Genomic DNA, 23178 nt, shown 5'->3' on the forward strand with positions numbered 1-23178 from the left:
ATGGGCCAGCGCATGGATGCTCCGTTGATTGCCCTGATCGCCGGAGAGGCCTCCGGCGATATTCTGGGCGCTGGCCTGATGCAGTCCCTGCAGGCTCGTTATCCTGGTGCCCGCTTTATCGGTGTGGGTGGCCAGGAGATGGCGGCGGCAGGTCTCGAAAGCCTGTTCCCCATGGAAAAGCTCTCGGTGATGGGTATCACCGAGGTGCTCTCCCACCTTCCCGAGCTGCTCCGTCTGCGCAAGCAACTGGTCAGATTTCTGCTGCGCGAAAAGCCTGATGTGGTCATTGGGATTGATTCCCCTGACTTTACCTTACCCATTGCCCGGCGCCTGCATGACCGGGGGCTCAAGACGGTTCACTATGTGAGCCCTTCGGTTTGGGCCTGGCGGCAAGGCCGCATCAAGGGCATTAAAAAGAGTATCGACCTGATGCTCTGTCTGCTGCCATTTGAAGCGCGTTTCTACGAAGAACACCAGGTGCCTGTGGCATTTGTAGGGCACCCCCTGGCGGATCGAGTACCACTGGAAACCGACTCTGCGGCGGCTCGTCGTCAACTCTGCCTGGAGGCGGATGCGACCACGGTGGCTGTGCTGCCCGGCAGCCGGGGCGGAGAAGTCGGTCAGCTGATGCCTGCATTCCTCGACGCCATGGTGGTGCTGAATCGTCAGAGACCGGCGCTGCAATTTGTCGTGCCCGCAGCCAATGCGGCGCGCAGGGAGCAGATCGAAGCGTTGCTTGCTGGCCACCCCGGGTTACCGGTCACAGTGATTGATGGCGAGAGCCGAACGGTGATGGCCGCAGCGGATGTGATCCTGATGGCATCCGGAACGGCAACCCTGGAAGGCTTACTTGTCGGCAAACCCATGGTCGTGGGGTATCGGGTTGGCGCGGTAACTTTTGCCATTGCCAGCCGGCTGGTGAAAAGCGAATTTGTCTCACTGCCAAACCTGCTGTGCCGTGAAGAGATGGTCCCGGAACTGATACAGGACGGGTTGACCACGGATGCCATCGTGGCGTCGGTTGGACACTGGCTGGATAATCCTGACAAGGCGAGGGCGCTGATATCGCGCTTCCAGGCGGTTCATCAGCAATTACGTGGTGGGGCCAGTGAAAAGGCGGCCGAGGCCGTCAGCGCCTTGCTGGAGCGTACGCCGTGAACCCCTTTGCTGAATACGCACAGGATGACCCTTTTATCCCATCGCGTTTCCAGTGGCAGCCGGGAATGCGGGTCGCGGGTGTCGATGAAGTCGGCAGGGGGCCACTGGTTGGTGCGGTGGTGACCGCGGCGGTCATTCTGGATCCCGCCCAGCCCATTGAGGGTCTGGCGGATTCCAAAAAACTGACTGAAAAGAAGCGCTTGCAGCTGGAATATGAGATCAAATCGAAGGCGCTGTGTTGGGCGTTGGGGCGAGCTGAACCGGCAGAAATTGATCAGATCAATATCCTGCATGCCACCATGCTGGCCATGCAACGGGCTGTGGCGGCGCTCCCCCTTGACGTCGGCGCAGTGCTGGTGGACGGTAACCGGGTTCCGGTTTTCGGCTGCCCGGCGGAGGCCGTGGTAAAAGGGGACGGGCGTGTCCCTGCGATTTCAGCCGCATCCATTCTGGCCAAGGTGGCCCGGGACCGGGAGATGCAGCAACTCCACGAACAGTATCCCCAGTACGGATTCGATCGCCACAAGGGTTACCCCACCAAGGTGCACCTTGCCGCCCTGAACGAACATGGCGCCCTGGCCGAGCATCGACGCTCCTTTGGCCCGGTGTCTGCCGCTATTGCACAAGGGAAGTTGTTTTGAGCGAACCGCGTTTTGTCCATTTGCGCCTGCACACCGATTATTCCCTGCTGGATGGGGTGGTGCGCGTCAAGGAGTTGATCAAGGCCTGTGGTAGCCAGTCCATGCCGGCTGTGGCAGTGACGGATGATTCCAACCTGTTTGCGTTGATCAAATTCTACAAGGCGGCCATGGGAGCCGGTGTTAAACCGATCATGGGGGCGGATCTGTGGGTTGAGAGCACCCATCTGGAAGAGCCCGCCTATCTGTCTTTTCTTGCCCTGAACGAAGCGGGATACCAGAACCTGACCTTGCTGATCAGCCGCGCCTGGCAGACCAACCAGGATCGGGGACGGGCCCTGGTCAAGGCGGAGTGGCTGGCCGAGCTGAGCGAAGGCCTGATTGTTCTTTCTGCTGCCAGTCAGGGCGAAATCGGCCAGTTGCTGCTGGCAGAGAAAAATGATCTTGCTGCCCAGCAGGCCAGCTGGCTGGCGTCCCTGTTTGGTGACCGTTTTTATCTGGAGGTTCAGCGAACCTCTCGGCCCGGTGATGAAGACTGTCTCCATGCCACGGTAGCGCTGGCCGGCCAGCTGGGGATTCCCGTGGTGGCCACCAACGATGTGCGGTTTATCCGCCGTGAGGATTTCGAGGCTCATGAAGCCCGGGTCTGTATCCACGATGGCAATACTCTTGATGACCCACGCAGACCGAAGAAGTATTCGGAAGAGCAGTACCTGAAATCCGAAGAGGAAATGCTGGCGTTGTTCTCGGACTTGCCCGAGGCACTGGAAAACTCCGTAGAGATTGCCCGGCGTTGTACCCTCGATATCCGCCTGGGCGAGAACTTTCTGCCGGACTTTCCGATTCCTGATGGCATGACCATCGAGCAGTACTTCGAGCAGGTGTCCCGGGAAGGGCTCGAAGCGCGCTTGAAGGTGCTGCTGGATGAAACTGATCCGGAATATGCCAGCAAGCGCAAGGAATACGATGACCGCCTCAAGTTCGAGCTGGATATCATCAATCAGATGGGGTTTCCGGGTTACTTCCTCATCGTTGCCGACTTTATCCAGTGGGGTAAGGACAATGAAGTCCCGGTCGGGCCTGGGCGGGGCTCCGGTGCGGGCTCGCTGGTGGCCTATGCCCTGAATATTACCGATCTCGATCCCATTGGTTACGACCTGCTTTTCGAACGATTCCTGAACCCGGAACGGGTCTCGATGCCTGACTTCGATGTGGATTTCTGCATGGAGAAGCGGGACCGGGTCATCAATTACGTGGCCGACAAATACGGCCGTGATGCGGTGAGCCAGATCATTACCTTCGGCACCATGGCGGCCAAGGCGGTGGTGCGCGATGTGGCACGGGTACAAGGCAAGCCCTACGGCCTCGCGGATCGGCTCTCCAAGATGATCCCCGGCATTCCGGGCATGACCCTGGCCAAGGCGCTGGAACAGGAAGAAACCCTGCGGGAGTTTCTCGAAAGCGATGAGAATTCCGATAAGGACTCTGCCAACGAAATCTGGGAGATGGCCCGCAAGCTGGAAGGGCTGACCCGTAACGTGGGCAAGCATGCGGGGGGCGTGGTGATTGCCCCTGGCAAGCTCACAGATTTCGCACCGTTATACTGTGAAGAAGATGGCACCAATCTGGTGACCCAGTACGACAAGGATGATGTGGAAGCGGCCGGGCTGGTGAAGTTCGACTTCCTGGGTCTGAAGACCCTGACGATCATCGACTGGGCCGTGAAGGCCGCCAATGTGAAGCGTCAGCGGGAAGGGCAGGACGATCTGGTCATCGATCATATCCCGCTGGACGATAGTGGCAGCTTTGACCTGCTCAAGCGTGGTGATACCACGGCGGTCTTCCAGCTTGAAAGTCAGGGCATGAAAGAGCTGATCAAGAAGCTCAAGCCTGACGTATTTGAAGACATTATCGCTCTGGTGGCCCTGTATCGACCGGGCCCACTGGAATCAGGAATGGTGGACAACTTTGTTAACCGTAAGCACGGCCGTGAGCCGTTGGCTTACCCTGACCCTCAATACCAACACGAGTGGCTTGAGCCGATCCTGAAACCCTCCTACGGGGTGATCCTGTATCAGGAGCAGGTGATGCAGATTGCCCAGGTGCTGGCCGGCTATACCCTCGGGGGCGCCGACATGCTGCGCCGCGCCATGGGCAAGAAGAAACCGGAGGAGATGGCCAAACAGCGGGCCATTTTCGAGGAAGGGGCCAAAGGGCAGGGTGTGGACCCGACCCTGGCGATGAAGATCTTCGATCTGGTGGAAAAATTCGCCGGCTACGGTTTTAACAAATCCCACTCGGCGGCCTATGCGTTGGTGGCCTACCAGACGGCCTGGCTGAAGGTGCACTATCCTGCGGAATTCATGGCCGCCACCATCTCTGCGGATATGCAGAACACCGACAAGGTGGTGACCTTCATCGATGAGTGCAAGACCATGGGGCTCAAGGTGTTGCCGCCGGATGTGAACTCCTGTGGTTACCGCTTCACGGTGAACCCGGAGGGCGACATCGTGTATGGCCTTGGTGCCATCAAGGGCCTGGGTGAAGGCCCTATTGATGCCATCGTTGCCGCACGGGATGACGGCAAGGGGGAATTCAGGGACCTGTTCGATTTCTGCCGTCGTATCGACCTGAAGAAAATCAATCGCCGCTCGCTGGAGGCCATGGTGCGTGCCGGTGTGCTGGACAAACTCGGGCCTTCGTCAGCGGAAGACGGCGACAGCTTCCATGATCGTGCGTCCATCCTTGCCACGCTGCCAGATGCCATTGCGGCGGCCGATCAGGACGCGCGCAATGAAGCGGCCGGCATGATCGACATGTTTGGGGCGGTGGACGAAAGCCCGGCTACCGCAGTCGAGTGGAAGCTGGCCCGCAACTGGAACGATGACACCCGACTCAACGGCGAGCGGGATACCCTGGGATTGTTCCTGACAGGTCACCCCATCGATCAGTACGAAACGGAAGTACGGCAGTTTGTCTCTGCGCGTCTGAATTCGTTGCAGCCTACGGCCAAAGGCGAGGCGGCCATGGTTGCCGGCCTGGTGGTCGCATTAAGGATTACCCGCAGCAAGCGCAGCGGCGAGCGGATGGCTTTTGTCACGCTGGATGATAAAACCGGGCGGGTAGAGGTCTCTGTCTTTGGCAAGACCTTTGCTCAATTTGGCGATCTGGTCCAGAAAGATGCCCTGCTGATTTTCAAGGGCGGGGTACGCAGCGATGAATACACCGGCGGCTTCAATCTGGTTGCTGACGAAGTCATGGATATGCGTCAGGCCCGGGAAGCGTTTGCCCGTCGCCTGCGCGTGGCGGTACCGGTAACAGAGGAAACCCCCAACCGGCTGCAGCAGACCCTGTCTCCGTATCAGGGGGGCAGTACCCCGGTCCTGCTGGATCTGGACCATCCGGTGGCGGCGGCCAGTTTCTGGCTGGGGGATGAGTGGAAAATCAGCCCCCATGATTCCCTGGTAGAAGAGCTGCGGCTGCAATTCGGGGATCAGGCGGTTCGGGTGGAGTATTGAGGGGCACGCCCCACTTCACGCGACAACGAAGGACGAATCACCGAATGCCTGGAGGGCATGGTGACCTCATGTCTCCAGGGGGGCACTGAGGGCGAAGAAAGCGGATATTGTCCGTGTTGCATAACGTGCTGCATGCTGCTTCTCCTGTTGAAACAGTTTGCAACCTTCGTCCCGCGACCACGTCTCGACCTTTTCGGCCGGTTGCCGCTACACTTGTGCAGGCTGAAAGGTGTCGGAGCCAGGGAAACAGGCTGCGGCAGTACCCATTTATGATACAGGCTCGACTATGAACCCGAATTTCCTCGAATTTGAACAACCTATCGCAGACCTGGAAGCGAAAATCGAGGAATTGCGGCTGGTGGGCAGCGGCAGTGAGGTCAACATCTCTGAAGAGGTTGCCAAACTCCAGGAAAAGAGCATCACGCTGACGGAATCCATTTTCCGCAACTTGTCGTCCTGGCAGATTTCACAGATCTCCCGTCATCCCCGCCGTCCCTACATGCTCGATTACGTCAAGCGGGTGTTTGGCGAATTTGATGAGCTGCATGGCGACCGGGCCTTCGCCGACGATCCGGCGATCGTGGGCGGCATCACGCGTCTGAATGATCAGCCCGTCATGGTGATCGGTCACCAGAAAGGGCGCGAGGTAAAGGAAAAGGTCCGCCGTAACTTTGGCATGCCCAAGCCGGAGGGTTACCGCAAGGCCCTGCGGCTGATGGAAATGGCCGAGCGTTTCCACATGCCGATCCTGACGTTCATTGATACCCCGGGTGCGTTCCCGGGGATTGATGCCGAAGAGCGCGGCCAGTCCGAAGCCATTGCCCGTAACCTGCGAGTCATGTCGCAGCTGAAAACCCCGATTATTGCCACGGTGATTGGTGAGGGGGGCTCCGGTGGTGCGCTGGCCATTGGCGTTTGCGACCACCTGCAGATGCTGGAATTCTCTACCTATTCGGTGATTTCGCCGGAAGGTTGTGCCTCTATCCTGTGGCGCAGCGCCGACAAGGCTCCGGAAGCGGCGGAAGCCATGGGCCTGACTGCTGGGCGACTGCACGAACTGGGCATTGTGGATGAAGTGATCAAGGAGCCTCTGGGAGGCGCCCACCGCGATCACGACATGGCTGCCGAAAGCATTCGCAAGTCACTGGTGCGCCAGCTGGAAACCCTGGGCAGCATGGACACGGATGCGCTGGTCGAGCGCCGCTATGATCGCCTGATGAGCTACGGTAATTTCACCAGTGAGTCCGCTGACGAGTAACCATGAATGACCAGGCCGCGTTCTGCCGTCATTTGGCAGAGCAGGCACCTCCCGGGCCTTTGCTGCTGGCTCTCAGCGGCGGGCTCGATTCCTCCCTTCTTCTTCATCTTCTGGTCCAGGCCGGGCTTGCCCCGCGCCTGGCGGTAGTGCATGTCGACCACCAGTTACAGGAGCAAAGTGGCGATTGGGCCCGATTCTGCCAACGGCAGGTCGAGGAATACGGCGTTCCCTTTGCGCTCGCCCAGGTTTGTGTAGACCCCGCTGAAGGACTGGAGGCCGGGGCGCGAGATGCCCGTTACGGAGCGCTGTTGCCGATGGCCTCTGCGCGGCAGGCGACGCTGGTCACTGCCCATCATCGTGATGATCAGGCGGAGACCCTGCTGTTCCGATTGCTGCGAGGAGCTGGGGTGCAGGGCCTCTCTGCCATGCGGGAGCGAAGCGGGCGAGAGGGCGTGCCCCTGTGGCGCCCCTTGCTGGCCATCGGTCGGGCGACACTGGAGAGCTGGGCTGAAGAGAGTGGCATTCAGTGGCAGGAGGATCCCAGTAATGGTGATCAACACCATCGACGCAATTACCTGCGACACCGTATCGTGCCCGCGTTACGCGAACGCTGGCCCGGGGCGGATGCCACCCTGTCACGGACGGCTGAACACATGGCTGAAGCGGCAGAACTCCTGGAAGAAGTGGCAAAAGCGGATGCTGTGGAGGCGGGCGTACAGGGCGTGGTGTTGCCCCTGAGAGGTCTGGCGGCGCTGACGACAGCGCGACAGCGTAACCTGTTGCGCTGGTGGTTAGTCGGCTTGGGCGCTGGCGCTCCCAGTGCAGCGGTGCTGGAACAAATACGGCTATTGCAGGCCGCGCTGGAGGATAGTCAGGGCAAGGTAGAATGGGGTGACAACGCCTTGCGGCTATATCGTGGTGCCTTGTATTTCGGGCGCCGCTCTCACTTTGCGCCCTGGCAGGGTGAGGCGGTCTGGCATGAGGGGGCGGTGCCGCCGGATATCCCCAACTGGCAGTGGTCGAAAGAGCAGAGCCATCATGCCATTGCCGTACTGCGCCCGCCTGGTGACCTGACGGTGCAGCCGCTCATGGGGGCAATGACATTGCGCCGCAACGGCATGCACCAACAGATCAAGGAGCTGTGGCGGGCGGCTGGCGTACCGCCATGGCAGCGGCGCCAATGGCCTTTGCTGTGCCGTGACGGGGCGGTCTTGAGCGTTCCTGGCTGCGGTCTGGCAGATGGCCTGCCTGTTGAGCAGGCGCAGCCGTGGTTTCTGACTCCGGCGTCCCCCTGAGTTCGCCTACAACGCCGATCTGCTTTGGCTGACACCCTCTCGAGCGCTGTGCGTATCGCATCCGATGAAGTGTCCTGCCACACTCTGTTGCTCAATTCTGGCGCCTTCCATGGATATAACGATGCATGACCCCCAGTCGCTGTTGCAGCGCCCCTTTGGTCTTCAGGGCTTTCGCCCCGGACAGCAGGAGGTAATTCAGGCATTGCTCGCGGGCCGATCGGCGCTGGCAGTATTTCCCACCGGCGGCGGCAAGAGTCTCTGTTACCAGTTACCCGCCCTGATGCTGGAGGGTGTGACTCTGGTGGTGTCGCCGCTGATCGCGCTGATGAAAGATCAGGTGGATCAACTCAATGCTCTGGGTATTGCTGCGGCGCGGCTGGATTCCAGTGTCGATGCGGAACAGTTACAGGCGATTTATCAGGGGTTGGAGAGCGGCGATATCAAGCTTTTATATGTGGCACCAGAGCGACTCGCCAACGAGCGTTTTCTGGCCCGGCTGCGCAGCATGAATATCAGCATGATGGCGGTGGATGAAGCCCATTGCGTGTCGGAATGGGGGCATAACTTTCGGCCGGACTACCTGAAACTGGCGCAGCTGGCGACGACGCTTCAGGTGGGGAGGGTGCTGGCCCTGACTGCCACTGCGACCCCTCAGGTGGCAGAGCAGATTCGAGACAGCTTTGCCATCGCGCCAGAAGATCATGTCCAGACCGGGTTCTTTCGCCCCAATCTCTCACTCGAGTTGAGGCCGACGCCTGCTGCTGATCGAGACAAGGCTCTACTCGACGCACTAAGGGCACGGGGGGAGGAGTCTGCCATTGTTTATGTGACCTTGCAGAAAACCGCCGAGAAGGTGGCGGCGTTTCTGGAGAGTCAGGGGCTGGTGGCTAAGGCGTATCATGCCGGGCTAAAAGATGAGGACCGCCATGGGGTGCAGGAAGCTTTCATGGCGGGGGCCGTCAAGGTCGTTGTGGCAACTATTGCGTTCGGGATGGGGATCGACAAGGCCGATATCCGGGGTATCTATCACTATAACCTACCCAAATCCCTGGAAAACTATATGCAGGAAATTGGACGAGCCGGGCGTGACGGCAAGTCTTCGCGATGCCTGCTGCTGGCCAGCTCCGATGACCTGACGGTGCTGGAAAATTTCAGTTATGGCGATACCCCTGACCCGCAGGCTCTGGATGGGCTGATTCGTTGGCTGCTGCAACAACCCGACCGTTTTGATTTGTCTGTGCATGAGCTTTCCTGGCAATTCGATGTGCGCCCGCTGGTGATCAATACCTTGCTGACCTATCTGGAGCTTGAGGGTGTGATTCGGGCAACGGCGCCGTTTTACACGGAATACAAGGTGGGCTTTCAGGTGCCCCGGGATCAGATTCTGGCGAGTTTCAATGAAGAGCGGGCGGCCTTTCTTGAGCAGCTGTTTGCCACTGGAAAACAGGGGCGAACCTGGTTAACGCTGACGCCCGCAGATGCATCCCGCCGTCTGGCGGCAGATCGCACACGGATTATCAACGCGCTGGGGTATCTGGAGCAGCAGGGAATGGTTGAACTGCGGGTTGCCGGTGTGCGCCAGGGTTATCGCATAGTGGACAAACCCGCCTCACCGGATTCACTGATTGCCCGCATGAATAGTCAATTTGTATCGCGGGAAGAGCGGGATATTCAACGGCTACACCGGGTTTGTCAGTGGGTCTGCGGTTCCGGGTGTTACCAGCAATCCCTGGTTCGTTACTTTGGTGAGGCCTTGGCGGCGCCCTGTGGACAATGTAGCGGGTGTCAGGGGCAGGCAGTGATGCTCCCCAAGCGGCTTGTCGGACAGCCAGATGCCAGCCTGGTAAGGACGCTGCAGGCCGAAGGGCATGAGGCGCTGCTCTCTGCTCGCCAGCTGGCCCGTTTCCTGTGTGGTATTAGCAGTCCTCGCTCGAGCCGTGCCCGGCTGGCGCGGCATCCTGCCTTTGGGGCCTTGGTGGATACGCCGTTCGTCGAGGTGCTGCGGTGTTGTGGCTGACCTCGCTGTGGCCAGTGTTTCGGGCTGGCACTCTCGGCGGGAGGATTTATTGTTCTGTAATGCAGATTCCTGATTGAGGCGGCAGGGCGGTTCTGTTAATATTTTCTCCCGTCCTGATGTAGCGCAAGCCCCTGAATTTTCAGGTGTTCATTCACCATTTGCGTCGCTGGCCAATCCGTACCAAGAAAAGCCCTTGCCCGTTGCTGAACGTGCAGGGTGTTTTTTTTATTGGGCCAGTACACACTTGCTGAAGGCGTTACCAACCCACTATTCACTGGTGAGTGCATGTCTCGTTTCATCTTTGTCACAGGCGGCGTGGTGTCATCTCTGGGCAAGGGGATCACCTCTGCGTCCCTGGCCACCCTCCTGGAAGCTCGCGGTCTTAACGTCACCCTGATCAAAATGGATCCCTACATCAATGTGGATCCGGGCACGATGAGCCCCTATCAGCATGGTGAGGTGTTCGTGACCGAGGACGGTGCTGAAACCGACCTGGATCTGGGGCACTACGAGCGTTTTATCCGGACTCGCCTGAGCCGTCGTAACAGTTTCACCACGGGGCGTGTCTATCAGGATGTTCTGGATAAGGAACGCCGCGGCGAATACCTGGGGGCCACCGTGCAGGTGATCCCCCACATCACTGACGAGATCAAGCTCAAGATTCGTGAAGGGGCAGGGGATGCCGATGTGGCCATCGTGGAAATCGGTGGCACCGCCGGGGATATTGAATCCCTGCCTTTCCTGGAGGCGGCACGTCAGATGCGTGTCGAGCTGGGTTCGAGCCATTCCTTGCTGGTGCATCTTACCCTGGTGCCGTACATCGCCACTGCCGGGGAGATCAAGACCAAACCCACCCAGCACTCAGTGAAAGAGCTGCGCTCCATTGGCCTGCAGCCAGACATTCTGGTGTGTCGTGCCGACGACCCGATCCCGCAGAGCGCCCGTGAGAAGATCGCCCTGTTCACCAATGTGGAAGCGCGGGCGGTGATCTCCTCTCCAGACTGCAAGACCATCTATCAGGTCCCCCGTGGCATGCACGAGCAAGGCCTGGATGCGATTGTGGTGGACAAGTTTGGTCTGGATCTTCCTGAGCCGGATCTGGGCGAGTGGGACCGTGTGGTTGAAGCCCAGCTCAATCCCGAACAGGAAGTCACCATCGGCATGGTGGGCAAGTACATCGAGCTGGTGGATGCCTACAAGTCTCTCAACGAGGCTCTGACCCATGCCGGCATCAGCAACCGTGCCAAGGTCAATATCCTGTATCTGGATGCAGAGGATATTGAACGTGACGGCACCGGTGTTCTGGATAGCCTGGATGCCATTCTGGTGCCCGGCGGTTTCGGTGACCGGGGTACGGAGGGCAAGATTGCCGCGATTCGGTATGCTCGCGAGAACAAGGTGCCGTATCTGGGAATCTGTCTTGGCATGCAATTGGCTGTCATCGAATACGCTCGTCATGTGGCGGGTATTGAAAAGGCGCATTCTTCCGAGCTGAACCCGGCTACACCGGACCCGGTGGTTGGCCTGATCACCGAGTGGACCACAGAAGATGGTCACAAGGTACAGCGCTCTGCCGACTCTGATCTGGGCGGCACCATGCGTCTGGGTGGGCAGGAATGTATTCTTGAAGCAGGAAGCCGGGCAGCAAATTGTTATGGCACGACAGAAATCGTCGAGCGCCATCGCCACCGTTATGAGGTGAATAACAACTATCTGCCGCAGCTGGAGGCGGCAGGACTGCAGATCGTAGGCCGTTCTCACGACGGTGAGTTGGTAGAAGTTATCGAAGTGGCGGATCACCCGTGGTTTGTGGCGTGTCAGTTCCACCCTGAATTCACTTCCACCCCGCGTGATGGCCATGGTTTGTTCAAGGGGTATGTGGCGGCGGCTTTGTCGCAAAAGGCCGCTAATTAAGTCGCGCACAAGGAGTCGTGTCCTGTGACGGATCAGAAAACTATTCGCCTCGGCGGACTGGAATTTGCCAACCATAAACCCATGGCACTGTTTGGTGGCATGAATGTGCTGGAATCCCGTGATCTGGCTATGCAGGTGGCAGAAGCTTACGCCGAAGTCACCAGCAAGCTGGGGATTGCGTGGGTATTCAAGGCCAGTTTTGACAAGGCTAACCGCTCTTCGCTGAGTTCCTACCGTGGCCCCGGTATGGAAGAAGGGTTGAAGATCTTTGAGGAAGTGAAAAAGACCTTCAACTGCCCGGTCATCACCGACGTGCATGAGCCCTATCAGGCAGCACCGGTGGCGGAAGTGGCCGACATTATCCAGCTGCCAGCTTTTCTGGCACGGCAAACAGATCTGGTAGTGGCCATGGCGAAAACCAATGCCATCATCAATATCAAGAAACCGCAGTTTCTGGCCCCCCACGAGATGGGGCATATCCTCCACAAGTGTGAAGATGCCGGGAACGACCAGCTGATCTTGTGTGAGCGCGGTTCCAGCTTTGGATATAACAACCTTGTGGTTGACATGCTGGGCTTCGGCATCATGAAGCAGTTCAATTACCCGGTCTTTTTCGATGTGACTCACGCGTTGCAAAAACCGGGTGGTCGTGCTGACAGTGCGGATGGTCGGCGTGCCCAGGTAGCCGAGCTGGGTCGTGCCGGGATCAGCCAGGGCATTGCAGGCTTGTTCCTCGAAGCGCACCCTGACCCGGATAACGCTAAATGCGATGGCCCTTGCGCCCTGCGACTGGACCGCCTGGAGCCATTCCTGGCACAGATGCAAACCCTGGATAATACCGTCAAGGCACTGCCTGCCTTTGAAAACAACTGAGTTAAGAGAGACTGTCTGTCATGTCCAAGATCGTTGACATCAAAGCCCGCGAAATCCTCGATTCCCGCGGCAACCCGACCATTGAAGCCGATGTAATCCTTGAGTCTGGTGCCAGCGGCAGTGCCTGTGCTCCCAGCGGTGCCTCTACCGGCTCCCGAGAAGCGCTGGAGCTGCGTGATGGCGACAAGAGTCGTTATCTGGGCAAGGGGGTTACCAAGGCAGTTGGCAATGTGAATTCCGACATTCGCGAGCTGCTGATCGGCAAGGAAGCGTCTGACCAGAAAGGTATTGACCAGGCCATGATCGATGCCGATGGCACCGAGAACAAAGGCAAGCTGGGCGCCAACGCTATTCTGGCCGTTTCTCTGGCAGTGGCCAAGGCCGCGGCAGCGGATCAGGGCAAGCCGTTGTACGAGTACATTTCCGACCTGCAGGATGATGACAACGAATATTCCTTGCCGGTACCGATGATGAACATCATCAACGGTGGTGAGCACGCCGACAACAACGTGGATATCCAGGAATTCATGGTGCAGCCGGTAGGTGCCTCCACGGTGGCAGAAGCGATCCGTTACGGCGCAGAAATCTTCCATGCCCTGAAAGGGGTACTGAAGAAGCGTGGTCTGAACACCGCCGTTGGCGATGAAGGCGGCTTTGCCCCCGACCTGCCCAGCAACGAAGCGGCGCTGGAAGCCATCATGGAAGCCATCGAGATCGCGGGCTACAAGGCGGGTGAAGACGTTACCCTGGCTCTGGACTGCGCCTCCAGCGAATTCTACAAGGACGGCAAATACGTGCTGGCCGGCGAAGGCCGCAGCATGACCTCTGCGGAGTTTGCGGATTACCTGGCCGAACTGTGTGACCGTTACCCGATCATCTCTATCGAAGACGGTATGGACGAGTCGGACTGGGAAGGTTGGAAGATCCTGACCGAGAAGCTGGGCAACAAGGTGCAGCTGGTTGGTGATGATCTGTTTGTGACCAACACCAAGATCCTCAAGAAGGGCATCGATGAAGGGGTGGCCAACTCCATCCTGATCAAGTTCAACCAGATCGGCTCTCTGACCGAGACTCTGGAAGCCATCAAGATGGCCAAGGATGCGGGTTATACCGCCGTGATTTCCCACCGTAGTGGTGAAACCGCAGACAGCACTATTGCCGACCTGGCGGTGGCGACTGCCGCTGGTCAGATCAAGACTGGTTCCCTGTGCCGTTCCGATCGTGTGGCCAAGTACAACCGCCTGATCCGCATCGAGCAGGAACTGGGCCGTGTTGCCTATCATGGCCGTAAAGAGTTCAAGTTCCTCGGTTAACTGACCATGCCAGGCACCCGGGCCAGCAACGCACAGACCAGCGGCACCAGCAAGCGGGAGGCATTCAAACTGTCTCCCGCGCGGCAGGTGGCTCTGGCGTTGCTGGCCCTGGTGTTTTTGGGGTTGCAGGCGCGGCTGTGGTTTGGTGAGGGCAGTCTCCGCCATGTGGCCATGCTGGAGAAGGATGTCGCCACCCTGAAACGGGCCAATGCCAAGTTGGTAGAACGAAACCGCCTGATGGCCGCCGACGTCAACGATCTCAAGCAAGGCACGGAAGCGGTGGAAGAAATCGCCCGCAAGGATCTGGGTATGATCCGCGACGGTGAAACCTTTTTCCTGATTCTTGAACAACCTCGGGGCAGCGAGTGAATCCTGTTATCCGTGGCCCTGTCTATGCCGTCGTGCCCGCTGCAGGCGTGGGCGAGCGCATGAAGGCGGGCATTCCCAAGCAGTACCTTACGTTGGCCGGCAAGACACTTGCCGAGCATACCCTGGGGCGTTTGTTGTCGTTTTCTCCCATCGACAGCGTCATCGTCTCGGTGTCCTCCCAGGACCCCTGGTGGCCGACCTTGCCGGTCGCCTCTCACCGTCGGGTTTCAACCGTTGCAGGGGGTAAGACCCGTGCCGAGTCGGTGCGGAACGGGGTGGCTCAGGCGCTAATGGATGGGGGCGAAGAGGCTTGGGTACTGGTGCATGACATGGCCCGTCCCCTGGTGCGCCTTTCCGATATTCAGGCGCTGATGGAGCAATGTGACGAACAGGGGGCGATTCTGGCCTTGCCGGTGGTGGATACCATCAAGCAGTCTGGAGAGGACCTGCACATTGATTCTACCGTGGATCGCGAGCGGATCTGGCGAGCGCTGACTCCACAGCTGTTTCCTGCTGCCCGGCTTTATGAGGCCTTGAGCGCTGACCTGGACGGGGTCACGGATGAGGCCTCAGCCATCGAGCGACAGGGCGGCCGGCCGCGACTGGTGGCGGGGCAGAGTGACAATATCAAGATCACCGTGCCCGAAGATTTGCCGCTTGCCCGGTTCTATCTTGCCCGTCAGTTTGAAACCGGAGAACAGTAGTGGCATTGCGAATAGGTCAGGGTTTTGATGTTCATGCCTTTGAGCCGGGTGACCATGTCATGCTGTGCGGGCTTGCCATCCCTCATAATCAGGGGCTGAAAGCCCATTCGGATGGGGATGTGGCTCTCCACGCCCTTGCTGATGCCTTGTTGGGGGCATTGGCCCTGGGGGATATTGGTCACTACTTCCCCGATACGGATCCGCAATGGAAAGGTGCCGATTCGGCCACGCTGCTAAAGGCGATCTATGCGGACCTCCTCAAGGCAGGCTGGCAGCTCGGTAATGCCGACCTGACCATCATCTGCCAGGCCCCGAAGCTGGCGCCGCACATTACCCCCATGCGCCAGCGCATTGCTGACATTCTCGACTGCACTATCGATCAGGTTTCCGTAAAGGCAACCACCACCGAAAAGCTGGGCTTCACCGGTCGCAAGGAAGGCATCGCCGTACAGGCGGCGGTGCTGATCGAGTCCCGGTGAGCCTCCCCTGTGCCCATGGCGGCCCTGTTGCCGAGGCTACGCTGAAGGCAATCCCGGCAGATTTTCAGGTCTTTGAGGTCATGCATGTCCAGCCGGAGGGTGACGGCGAGCACCTGTGGCTGCATATCGAGAAAACCGGCTGGAATACGGAAGATGTGGCCATGTGGTTGGCGAAATCCGCAGGCGTCCATCGCCTGTCGGTGGGCTACAGTGGCTTGAAGGACAAGCATGCGATTACCCGCCAGTGGTTCAGCCTGCATCTTCCTGGCAAGGCAGACCCGGCCTTCAGCTGGCCAGAGGGGCTGCGTTTGTGTGATTCCGCCCGGCATCGCCGCAAGCTCAACCGGGGCACCCATCGGGCCAACGCTTTCGTGATCAGGGCCACGAGATTCTCGGGGGAACGGGCGGCCGTTGAGCAGCGGCTGCAGGCCATCATGGCGGCAGGGGTCCCTAATTACTTTGGCGAGCAGCGCTTCGGCCGTGGGGCGGGCAATCTGGTACGTGGCAGTGAATGGCTGAGTGGCGGAGAAGCGCCACGCAAGAAGTCCTTGCGCGGCCTTTGGCTGTCTGCGGTTCGCAGTGACCTGTTTAACCGGGTGCTCGCTGAGCGGGTGACACGTGGCGTGTGGAATCAGGTGCTAGAAGGGGATCTGTTGCAACCGGAAGGTAGCCGGGGACTGTTCCGTGCCGACGAGGACAGTGATGCGGGGCGCCGTGTTGCCGAGGCAGAGGTGCATCCCACCGCCCCTTTGCCGGGCGTGCCGGGCATGGCATCATCTGGCCCTTGTCGCGATCTTGAACAGCAGGTGTTAGCGCCCTTCGAGTCGGTGATTGAGGGGTTGTGTCGCGAAGGCGTGGAGGAAGCACGCCGGGCGACACGGTTGCCGGTACGGGATTTGCAATGGTCCTGGCGGCAGGAAAGGGAAGGGGAAGACTGCCTGGAGTTGGCCTTTGTGCTACCCACAGGCGCTTTTGCTACGACAGTCATGGCAGAGTTGATCCGCTCACAGGATCCGACTGCATAGAAACGAAGTACAGCATGGATATCCAACTTAGCGGCATCGGTATGACCTCTGCACGGACCCGGGATCGTCTGGTGCAGCGGCTTCGGGATGCCGGTATTCAGGATGAGCGAATTCTGGATACCATTCGCAATACACCCCGCCATCTTTTTATCGAAGAAGCCCTGGCACATCAGGCTTATGACGATACCGCCCTGCCCATTGGCCACGGGCAAACCATTTCCCAGCCCTGGGTCGTCGCACGGATGACCGAGTTGTTGATGGCCGGTGATCGACGTCGCAAAATTCTCGAAATCGGTACCGGTTGCGGTTATCAAACTGCGGTTCTGGCACCGTATTGTGATGAACTTTATTCCGTTGAGCGTATCCGACCCTTACAGGATCAGGCACGCAAGCGCTTGTTGCGACTGGGGCTTGCCAAGGTACAGCTTAAGCACGCCGATGGGGGCTTCGGCTGGAAAAGCGAGGCCCCGTTTGATGGCATTCTGGCGGCCTGTGCACGGGCCGATATCCCCCGGGAGTTACTCGATCAACTGGCCGACGGCGGTCGTTTGGTCATGCCGGTCGGGGACGATCGCAAGCAGATTCTGACGGTCGTGGATCGTGACGGCGACGAGTTTCATCGCCAGTCACTGGATGCGGTGCGCTTTGTCCCCTTCCAGCGTGGTGTGATGAGATGAGTTGAAAGTTAAAAATTGAAAAGCGCGAGTTTGCTTGTCGTGACCTGCCAGGTTAACTCAACGTCCGAATCCGTGAAGCGCGGATAAGACGTTCCAGAACACGATTGGTGTTATGCGCATTTCAACTTTGAACTTTCAACCAAATCGCCTCGTTGAGGTCAAAGCCGTTTGACAATAAAAAGCAGTGTTAAGCCGCTGCAGCATGCCGCGTTATGTAAGAGGACAGTGATGATTCGACCCGGTATTTTCTTTCGTGGCATGGCCATGGGGGCCGCGGATGTGGTGCCCGGCGTATCCGGTGGCACGCTGGCGCTGATCACTGGCATCTACGAAGAGCTGATCAATACCCTGGGGGGAATCACCCCACGTCTGTTGGGTGTGTGGCGACGGGAAGGCTTCGTGGCAGCCTGGCAGCAGGGTAATTTCACGTTTTTGCTGACGCTGCTGGCCGGCATTTTTACCAGCATTGCCTTGTTGGCACGGGTCATTACCTGGTTGCTTGAAGCACACCCTGTTCCTGTATGGGCGTTTTTCAGCGGGTTGATCGTTGCCAGTATCTTCCTGGTGCTGTACCCGCTAACGCAACGTGGCCCTGTGCAGATTGCGGCCTTTTGTGCCGGCACGGCCATTGCGGTGCTGATTGCGCTTGCACCGGGGGTATCGGCCGATGGTGCTGGCGCTACCGTGTTCTTCTTGAGCGGTATGTTAGCGATCTGCGCCATGATTCTGCCCGGCATTTCGGGCAGTTTTATCCTTCTTTTACTGGGCATGTACCAGCCGGTCCTTGAAGCTGTAAAGAATGGGCAGTGGGCGTTGCTGGCTGCGTTCCTTGTCGGGTGTGGTCTGGGCTTGTTGAGTTTTGTCCATGTGCTCAAATGGACTCTGCAGCGCTTCCATGACACCGTGATGGCGTTATTGGCGGGTTTTATGGCTGGCTCCCTGGTAAAGCTGTGGCCGTGGCGGGTCGCGGATGCCAGCGGATTGAACGACCAGTGGTTCAGCCCGGCGGGTTATGCGGCAGCGACCGGTGAAGACGCCCGGCTGCTGTTATCGTTGTGTACCGCAGTGATCGCGATCATTCTGGTTGCATTACTGCACCGGCTGGCACCGCTGCACAATGCGGATTCCCGTCGGCAATAGAGGACATCTTCCCGAACTGATGCGTGGTATTGCGGCAATCCTGTTTCTGGTCCTGATGAGCGGCTGCAGCGCGAAGAATTTTGCGCCTGTGGTCGATATCTATGGGCAGGATGCCAGGCAGCGCAAGGTCACTTCCGGGACTCACCATGTGCGTGAAGGTGAGACCCTGTATTCCATTGCCTGGCGCTATGGTTGGGATTATCGGGAGCTGGCCAAGGCCAACCGCATCCCGGCGCCCTATACCATTTATCCGGGGCAGCGTATTTCATTGGCGCTGGCGTCATCGTCAGCCACGGCCCCGGTGACGTCGAGCAAACCGTCATCAGCCAGCAAGCCCGCACCGGCTGCCAAGCCTTCTCCGGCGGTCAAACCCGCCCCGAAACCGTCATCGACGGCTTCCCCGGCGCCATCTTCAGGTACACCAGTGGCTGGCCCGGTTACCTGGCGCTGGCCTGCCAGCGGCAGTGTCGTTGAGCGGTTTTCCAATGCCAGCTCCGGTCGAAAGGGCATTGCCATTTCAGGACGCCATAACAGTCCGGTGGTTGCCGCCGCCGATGGGCGTGTTGTTTACCGGGGCAGTGGCCTGACCGGTTATGGCAATCTGCTGATTATCAAACACAGTGAGCGCTGGTTGAGTGCCTATGCACACAACGACAAGATGCTGGTGAAGGAAGGCGATACGGTAAAAGCGGGACAGCAGGTGGCGACCATGGGCTCCAGTGGGACTTTCCGTACCCAGCTGCATTTCGAAATCCGCAAGGACGGCAAGCCGGTGGATCCCATGCAGTATCTTCCAAAACAATAACCCGACCCGAGTCCAAGGAAATGGCCAAGGATACTCCCCGCGAGCACCGCTTGTTGCATATGGCCGCGGCTGCCTCGGTGCTGACCGCACTGATGTTGATTGCTGCGAAAACGGTGGCCTGGTTGTTGACAGGTTCGGTAAGTCTGCTGGCCTCACTGGTGGACTCTGTCATGGACTCGCTGGCGTCCTTGATCAATTTCTTTGCGATCCGCTATTCCCTGGTGCCTGCGGATAACGAACACCGTTTCGGTCATGGTAAGGCGGAAGCGCTTGCCGGGCTGGGGCAAGCGCTGTTTATTGCGGCATCGTCGCTGTTTCTGATCCATCAATCAGTACTGAAGCTCCTCGAACCCTCTCCGATAGAACAGAGCGGCGTTGGCATTGCGGTGATGGTGTTCTCCATCGTGCTGACATTCGGGCTTCTGCTGATCCAGAAATATGTGGTCCGCGAGACGGGCTCTACGGCGATTGAGGCAGATTCGCTGCACTATCTGTCAGACCTGGCGGTCAATGTGGGGATCATTGCGGTGCTGGCCCTGAGCCAGCTTGGCTGGTTGTGGCTGGACGGATCGGTTGGGCTTGTAATCGCGATTTTTATCCTGTTCAGCGCATGGCGTATCGCCTGGGATGCGTGCCAGTTATTGCTGGATCGGGAAATGCCCGATGATGTCCGTACCCGGATTGCTGCCATTGTGTCCTCTCATCCGCAGGCATTGGGATTTCACGACTTGCGTACCCGGCAGTCCGGTCGAACCAGTTTTATTCAGCTGCACGTTGACCTGGATGAAACCCTGACCCTGAGGCAGGCCCATACGCTGGTTTGCCAGATACAGGACGATATCGTCAGTGCGTTTCCGAATGCTGATGTGATTATCCACCAGGACCCTGTCGCCGTAGGGGATCGGGTCCCTGTGGAAGGGGACTGATCCACAGCAGTAGACACGCTCTGTGCGAATGTTGTGCTGTGCGGTCAACTCGCAGTGTCAGGTAAACATATTGTATTCAAGTGGGCTTTTCTTTAGCTTGGCCGGAATGCTGTCAGCTCGGGAAATGCCATGAACAGTCACCTTCAGTCACGCCGAATTTCTGCCGTCTGGCAGCAGGGAATGGCCCGCCGCCGTTTTCTGAAACTCGGTCTTTTCGGGGTTGCAGGTGTGGCTGCTGTGGCGGCGGGTGGCTTTGCGCTACTGCGCCGTTCTCCCCTGGACGACCAGCCAGTCCCCCCGTGGGCCACCGGCTTGTCCGCTGCCGAATTTCATCTGTTCGAACGTGCTCGCCAGGCCTTGCTGCCGGTGACTGGCACCGCCCTTGTTCACAGCGACAAGGTACCGGTAGTGCAGAACGTTCAACAGACCCTCAGCTATCTTGATCCTGTAACCCGCAAGGAACTGGGCACCGGCCTGGGACTTTTCGATAACGCGGCAGTGTTCAGTCATGGCTGTCGTTTTGTGGATCTTGACGACGCTCAGGCCTGTGAATTTTTCGACCGTTGGGGGGAGGGCAGTGTCATTCAGCGAACTCTGGCGACGGTCATCAAACAGCTGGTCTACAGCGCCTACTGGCAGGAGGAGGCCACTTGGGCGCCGGTTGAGTTCGATGGTCCGGTCAGTGACCGCTGGGGGCTGCCTTATCTGGGCAATGCGCCTATGCCTGAGTCACCCAACATGGCCTCAACGCTGTCTGAGGGGGATAACGCATGAGTGAAGTGAAGTGGCAGGCCTCGGGCCTGAAGGTCCACGAAGCCAGCGACGTGACGGAATCGCATCTTGAGTTACAGGCCGATGTGGTGGTGGTGGGCTCGGGCGCCGGAGGGGCGGTGGCCGCCTATGAGCTGGCACGTAAAGGCAAGAAGGTCATCGTGCTGGAAGCAGGCCCCTACGTGCCCTCACAGGACTTTACTGAAAAATTCACCAACAGCCTGGAAACCCTTTATCAAGACCATGGTGGTCAGACCAACAGCAGCGGTGACCTGTTGGTGCTGCAGGGTGCCTGTGTGGGCGGCTCTACGGTGGTGAATGGTTGCGTATGCTTTCGCACCCCGGATTTCATCCTGGAGGACTGGCAGCGGGACTTCGGGCTCGATGAGCTGACGCGGGACGAACTGGCGCCTTATTTCGATGAGGTCGAGAAGAATCTGTCGGTGCACGACAACGGCCCCCACGAGATAGCCCGCCATGGCTGGTTGATCCGTGCCGGCGCGAACAAGCTTGGCTGGTCGGTCAAACCGTTGAAACGCAATATTCGCGAGTGTGGCCTGACGGGGCATTGCCTGTCTGGCTGCAAGACAGAGCGCAAGCAATCGATGCTGGTCACCTATCTCCCGTGGGCGGTTGCCCATGGTGCGAAGATCTATGCCGATACCCGGGTCGAACGCATTCTGGCGGAAGGCGGCGAGGCGACGGGAGTGGAGGCGGTCATTACCCGTCATGATGGCAGTCAGGCTGCCACCCTGCGGGTGACGGCACCTCGCGTGGTACTGGCGGCGGGGGCTGTGCAGTCACCGATCCTGCTGCTCAAGAGCGGGCTGGCCAACCGTTCAGACATGGTGGGACGAAATTTTGCCTGCCACCCGTCCTTGCTGGTCGCTGCCCGTTATCCAGAACCTGTCCACCCCTGGCGTGGGGCCTTGCTCGGGGTCTATGTGGATGAGTTTGAGCACCCTGACAAGGGGGGCTTTGTCCTGGAGGATGGTGGTTTCGGGCTGGTGGAAATGTCGATGCTGGCCGAGCCGGGCAGTGGGGCGCCATTCATGGATTACATGGCCAATGCCAAATATCTGGCCGGCTTGGTTACCCTGATTCATGATCACAATGTTGGCCGTATCGAATGGGATGGCGAGAAAAAGAAAATTGATTACCAGCTCAGTGACATGGACTTTCCGTCCATGCAGCGTGCTATCAAGGCCGCGGCGCGCCTGCATCTGGCATCCGGCGCCACGGAAGTCTATGTGCCGGCCAGCGACAAACGTGTGATTCGTAATGAGGGCGATATCGACAGGGAAGTGGGCGGGCTCGAAAACCTGCCACAGCACCTGAGAATGGTGAGTTACCACCCGCAGGGGACCTGTCGGATGGGGGCAGACCCTGAGCAGAGCGTGGTCAAGGCCAACGGTGAGACCCATGACGTGAGAGGGCTCTATGTGGCCGATGCCAGCCTGCTGCCGACCTCGATCATCGTCAATCCCCAGATAACGGTATACGCCCTGGCTACCCGGATTGCCCGCCATATGGCCTGATTCCTCAAGGCCGGACCCAAATGACCTGCCGCGTTGGCGGTAGCGTCATTGCGGGCTTTGGCGTTTGTTACGGTTTGTTATAGACTCTGAATCTGTTACCGCTCCACCAATAACAACAAGGGCCCGGATGATGGCCTGCCCAGGAGAGGGTGTTGATGAAGAACAATAACCGTGCGCGTATGCCCGGCTACCTGGCCGGTCTCGAGCCACTAAGCCGTCGTGGTTTTCTGCGCACTTCGGTGCTTGCCGGTGCGGCCTTGTCCAGCGGCTGTTCCAGCCTGTTCGGTCGCCGAGAGGCGCCTGAGACCCTCCAGTACCATAGCCTGACTCCGGATGAAGTCGAGGTAATTACCCGCCTCACGGAAGTCATGCTTCCCGCGGAAAGCTATGGGCTGCCTTCCAGCACGACGGTGGTTCCCACGGTCGAAAACATCGACATGATGGCCCAACGTCTACCCAAGCAGACCCGGGACCTGATGGGGCTTGGCATCTGGGTGTTCAACAATCGGCCCATGGTCAGCTTCAAGTTCAGCAAATTCACTTCTCTGTCGGACGAAAAAGCCCTGGCATACGTCGATGCAATGCAGGAAGGCACCTTCTTTGAGCGTGGCTTGATGACCACCCTCAAGGCGCTGGTGGCGTTGAACTACTGGCGTGATGAGCGCACTTGGCCTGGCCTGGAGTATCACGGCCCGGTAACCGAGATGTGGGGTGTTCGTCGATTGGGCAATGCGCCCTTGCCGCGAGCCTGAGAGGGGGA

At 58.9% G+C, this 23178-nt stretch carries 20 protein-coding genes; all 20 read left to right on the forward strand.

The features are described from left to right. Entirely contained in the window at positions 1-1158 is a 1158-nt protein-coding gene (lpxB, locus tag Q672_RS20435; protein WP_022984278.1) for a lipid-A-disaccharide synthase, read from the forward strand. Beyond that, on the forward strand, positions 1155-1799 hold the full coding sequence (gene rnhB, locus Q672_RS20440) for a ribonuclease HII (RefSeq protein WP_022984279.1): 645 nt from the start codon (positions 1155-1157) through the stop codon (positions 1797-1799). Before lpxB ends, rnhB begins: the two co-directional genes overlap by 4 nt. Next, a complete protein-coding gene (dnaE, locus tag Q672_RS20445) occupies positions 1796-5314 on the forward strand; it encodes a DNA polymerase III subunit alpha (protein WP_022984280.1) in 3519 nt (1172 codons plus the stop codon). The genes rnhB and dnaE overlap by 4 nt, the downstream gene beginning before the upstream one ends. 286 nt (positions 5315-5600) lie before the next feature. Then, a complete protein-coding gene (locus tag Q672_RS20450) occupies positions 5601-6572 on the forward strand; it encodes an acetyl-CoA carboxylase carboxyltransferase subunit alpha (RefSeq protein WP_022984281.1) in 972 nt (323 codons plus the stop codon). A gap of 2 nt (positions 6573-6574) precedes the next feature. Continuing rightward, positions 6575-7867 carry a tRNA lysidine(34) synthetase TilS gene (tilS, locus tag Q672_RS20455; protein ID WP_022984282.1) on the forward strand — a complete coding sequence of 431 codons (1293 nt, stop codon included), beginning with the start codon at positions 6575-6577 and terminating at the stop codon, positions 7865-7867. Positions 7868-7976: 109 nt separating this feature from the next. Beyond that, positions 7977-9884, forward strand: coding sequence for a RecQ family ATP-dependent DNA helicase (locus Q672_RS20460; RefSeq protein WP_035481696.1), 1908 nt, complete (start codon positions 7977-7979; stop codon positions 9882-9884). Positions 9885-10169: 285 nt separating this feature from the next. Further along, positions 10170-11798, forward strand: coding sequence for a CTP synthase (locus Q672_RS20465; protein WP_022984284.1), 1629 nt, complete (start codon positions 10170-10172; stop codon positions 11796-11798). 24 nt (positions 11799-11822) lie between these two features. Beyond that, positions 11823-12671 carry a 3-deoxy-8-phosphooctulonate synthase gene (gene kdsA / locus Q672_RS20470; protein WP_022984285.1) on the forward strand — a complete coding sequence of 283 codons (849 nt, stop codon included), beginning with the start codon at positions 11823-11825 and terminating at the stop codon, positions 12669-12671. A 20-nt stretch (positions 12672-12691) separates the two neighbouring features. After that, a complete protein-coding gene (eno, locus tag Q672_RS20475) occupies positions 12692-13984 on the forward strand; it encodes a phosphopyruvate hydratase (RefSeq protein WP_022984286.1) in 1293 nt (430 codons plus the stop codon). 6 nt (positions 13985-13990) lie between these two features. Further along, positions 13991-14353: an FtsB family cell division protein gene (locus Q672_RS20480; RefSeq protein ID WP_022984287.1), complete on the forward strand. Its 363-nt coding sequence runs from the start codon at positions 13991-13993 to the stop codon at positions 14351-14353. Beyond that, positions 14350-15057, forward strand: a complete 708-nt coding sequence (gene ispD / locus Q672_RS20485; RefSeq protein ID WP_031225980.1) for a 2-C-methyl-D-erythritol 4-phosphate cytidylyltransferase — start codon at positions 14350-14352, stop codon at positions 15055-15057. Before Q672_RS20480 ends, ispD begins: the two co-directional genes overlap by 4 nt. 5 nt (positions 15058-15062) lie before the next feature. Beyond that, positions 15063-15536, forward strand: coding sequence for a 2-C-methyl-D-erythritol 2,4-cyclodiphosphate synthase (gene ispF, locus Q672_RS20490; RefSeq protein ID WP_031225982.1), 474 nt, complete (start codon positions 15063-15065; stop codon positions 15534-15536). Continuing rightward, the gene (gene truD / locus Q672_RS20495; protein ID WP_022984290.1) at positions 15533-16561 is read left to right on the forward strand and encodes a tRNA pseudouridine(13) synthase TruD; all 1029 of its coding nucleotides are present in this window, start codon (positions 15533-15535) and stop codon (positions 16559-16561) included. Before ispF ends, truD begins: the two co-directional genes overlap by 4 nt. 14 nt (positions 16562-16575) lie before the next feature. Beyond that, positions 16576-17238, forward strand: coding sequence for a protein-L-isoaspartate(D-aspartate) O-methyltransferase (locus Q672_RS20500; protein ID WP_022984291.1), 663 nt, complete (start codon positions 16576-16578; stop codon positions 17236-17238). A 228-nt stretch (positions 17239-17466) separates the two neighbouring features. After that, positions 17467-18378, forward strand: coding sequence for a DUF368 domain-containing protein (locus Q672_RS20505; RefSeq protein ID WP_022984292.1), 912 nt, complete (start codon positions 17467-17469; stop codon positions 18376-18378). A gap of 19 nt (positions 18379-18397) precedes the next feature. Then, a complete protein-coding gene (locus Q672_RS20510) occupies positions 18398-19183 on the forward strand; it encodes a peptidoglycan DD-metalloendopeptidase family protein (RefSeq protein ID WP_022984293.1) in 786 nt (261 codons plus the stop codon). Positions 19184-19203: 20 nt separating this feature from the next. Then, positions 19204-20109 (forward strand): cation diffusion facilitator family transporter, encoded by a 906-nt coding sequence (locus Q672_RS20515; RefSeq protein ID WP_022984294.1) that lies wholly within the window; start codon positions 19204-19206, stop codon positions 20107-20109. Between the two features lie 129 nt (positions 20110-20238). Then, entirely contained in the window at positions 20239-20883 is a 645-nt protein-coding gene (locus Q672_RS20520; RefSeq protein WP_022984295.1) for a hypothetical protein, read from the forward strand. Beyond that, on the forward strand, positions 20880-22418 hold the full coding sequence (locus Q672_RS20525) for a GMC family oxidoreductase (RefSeq protein WP_022984296.1): 1539 nt from the start codon (positions 20880-20882) through the stop codon (positions 22416-22418). The genes Q672_RS20520 and Q672_RS20525 overlap by 4 nt, the downstream gene beginning before the upstream one ends. Positions 22419-22573: 155 nt before the next feature. Next, positions 22574-23170, forward strand: coding sequence for a gluconate 2-dehydrogenase subunit 3 family protein (locus tag Q672_RS20530; protein WP_022984297.1), 597 nt, complete (start codon positions 22574-22576; stop codon positions 23168-23170). Positions 23171-23178 lie beyond the last annotated feature (8 nt).

The sequence above is a fragment of the Alcanivorax sp. P2S70 genome (assembly GCF_000475295.1).
GTDB classification, from domain to species: Bacteria; Pseudomonadota; Gammaproteobacteria; order Pseudomonadales; family Alcanivoracaceae; genus Alcanivorax; species Alcanivorax profundi.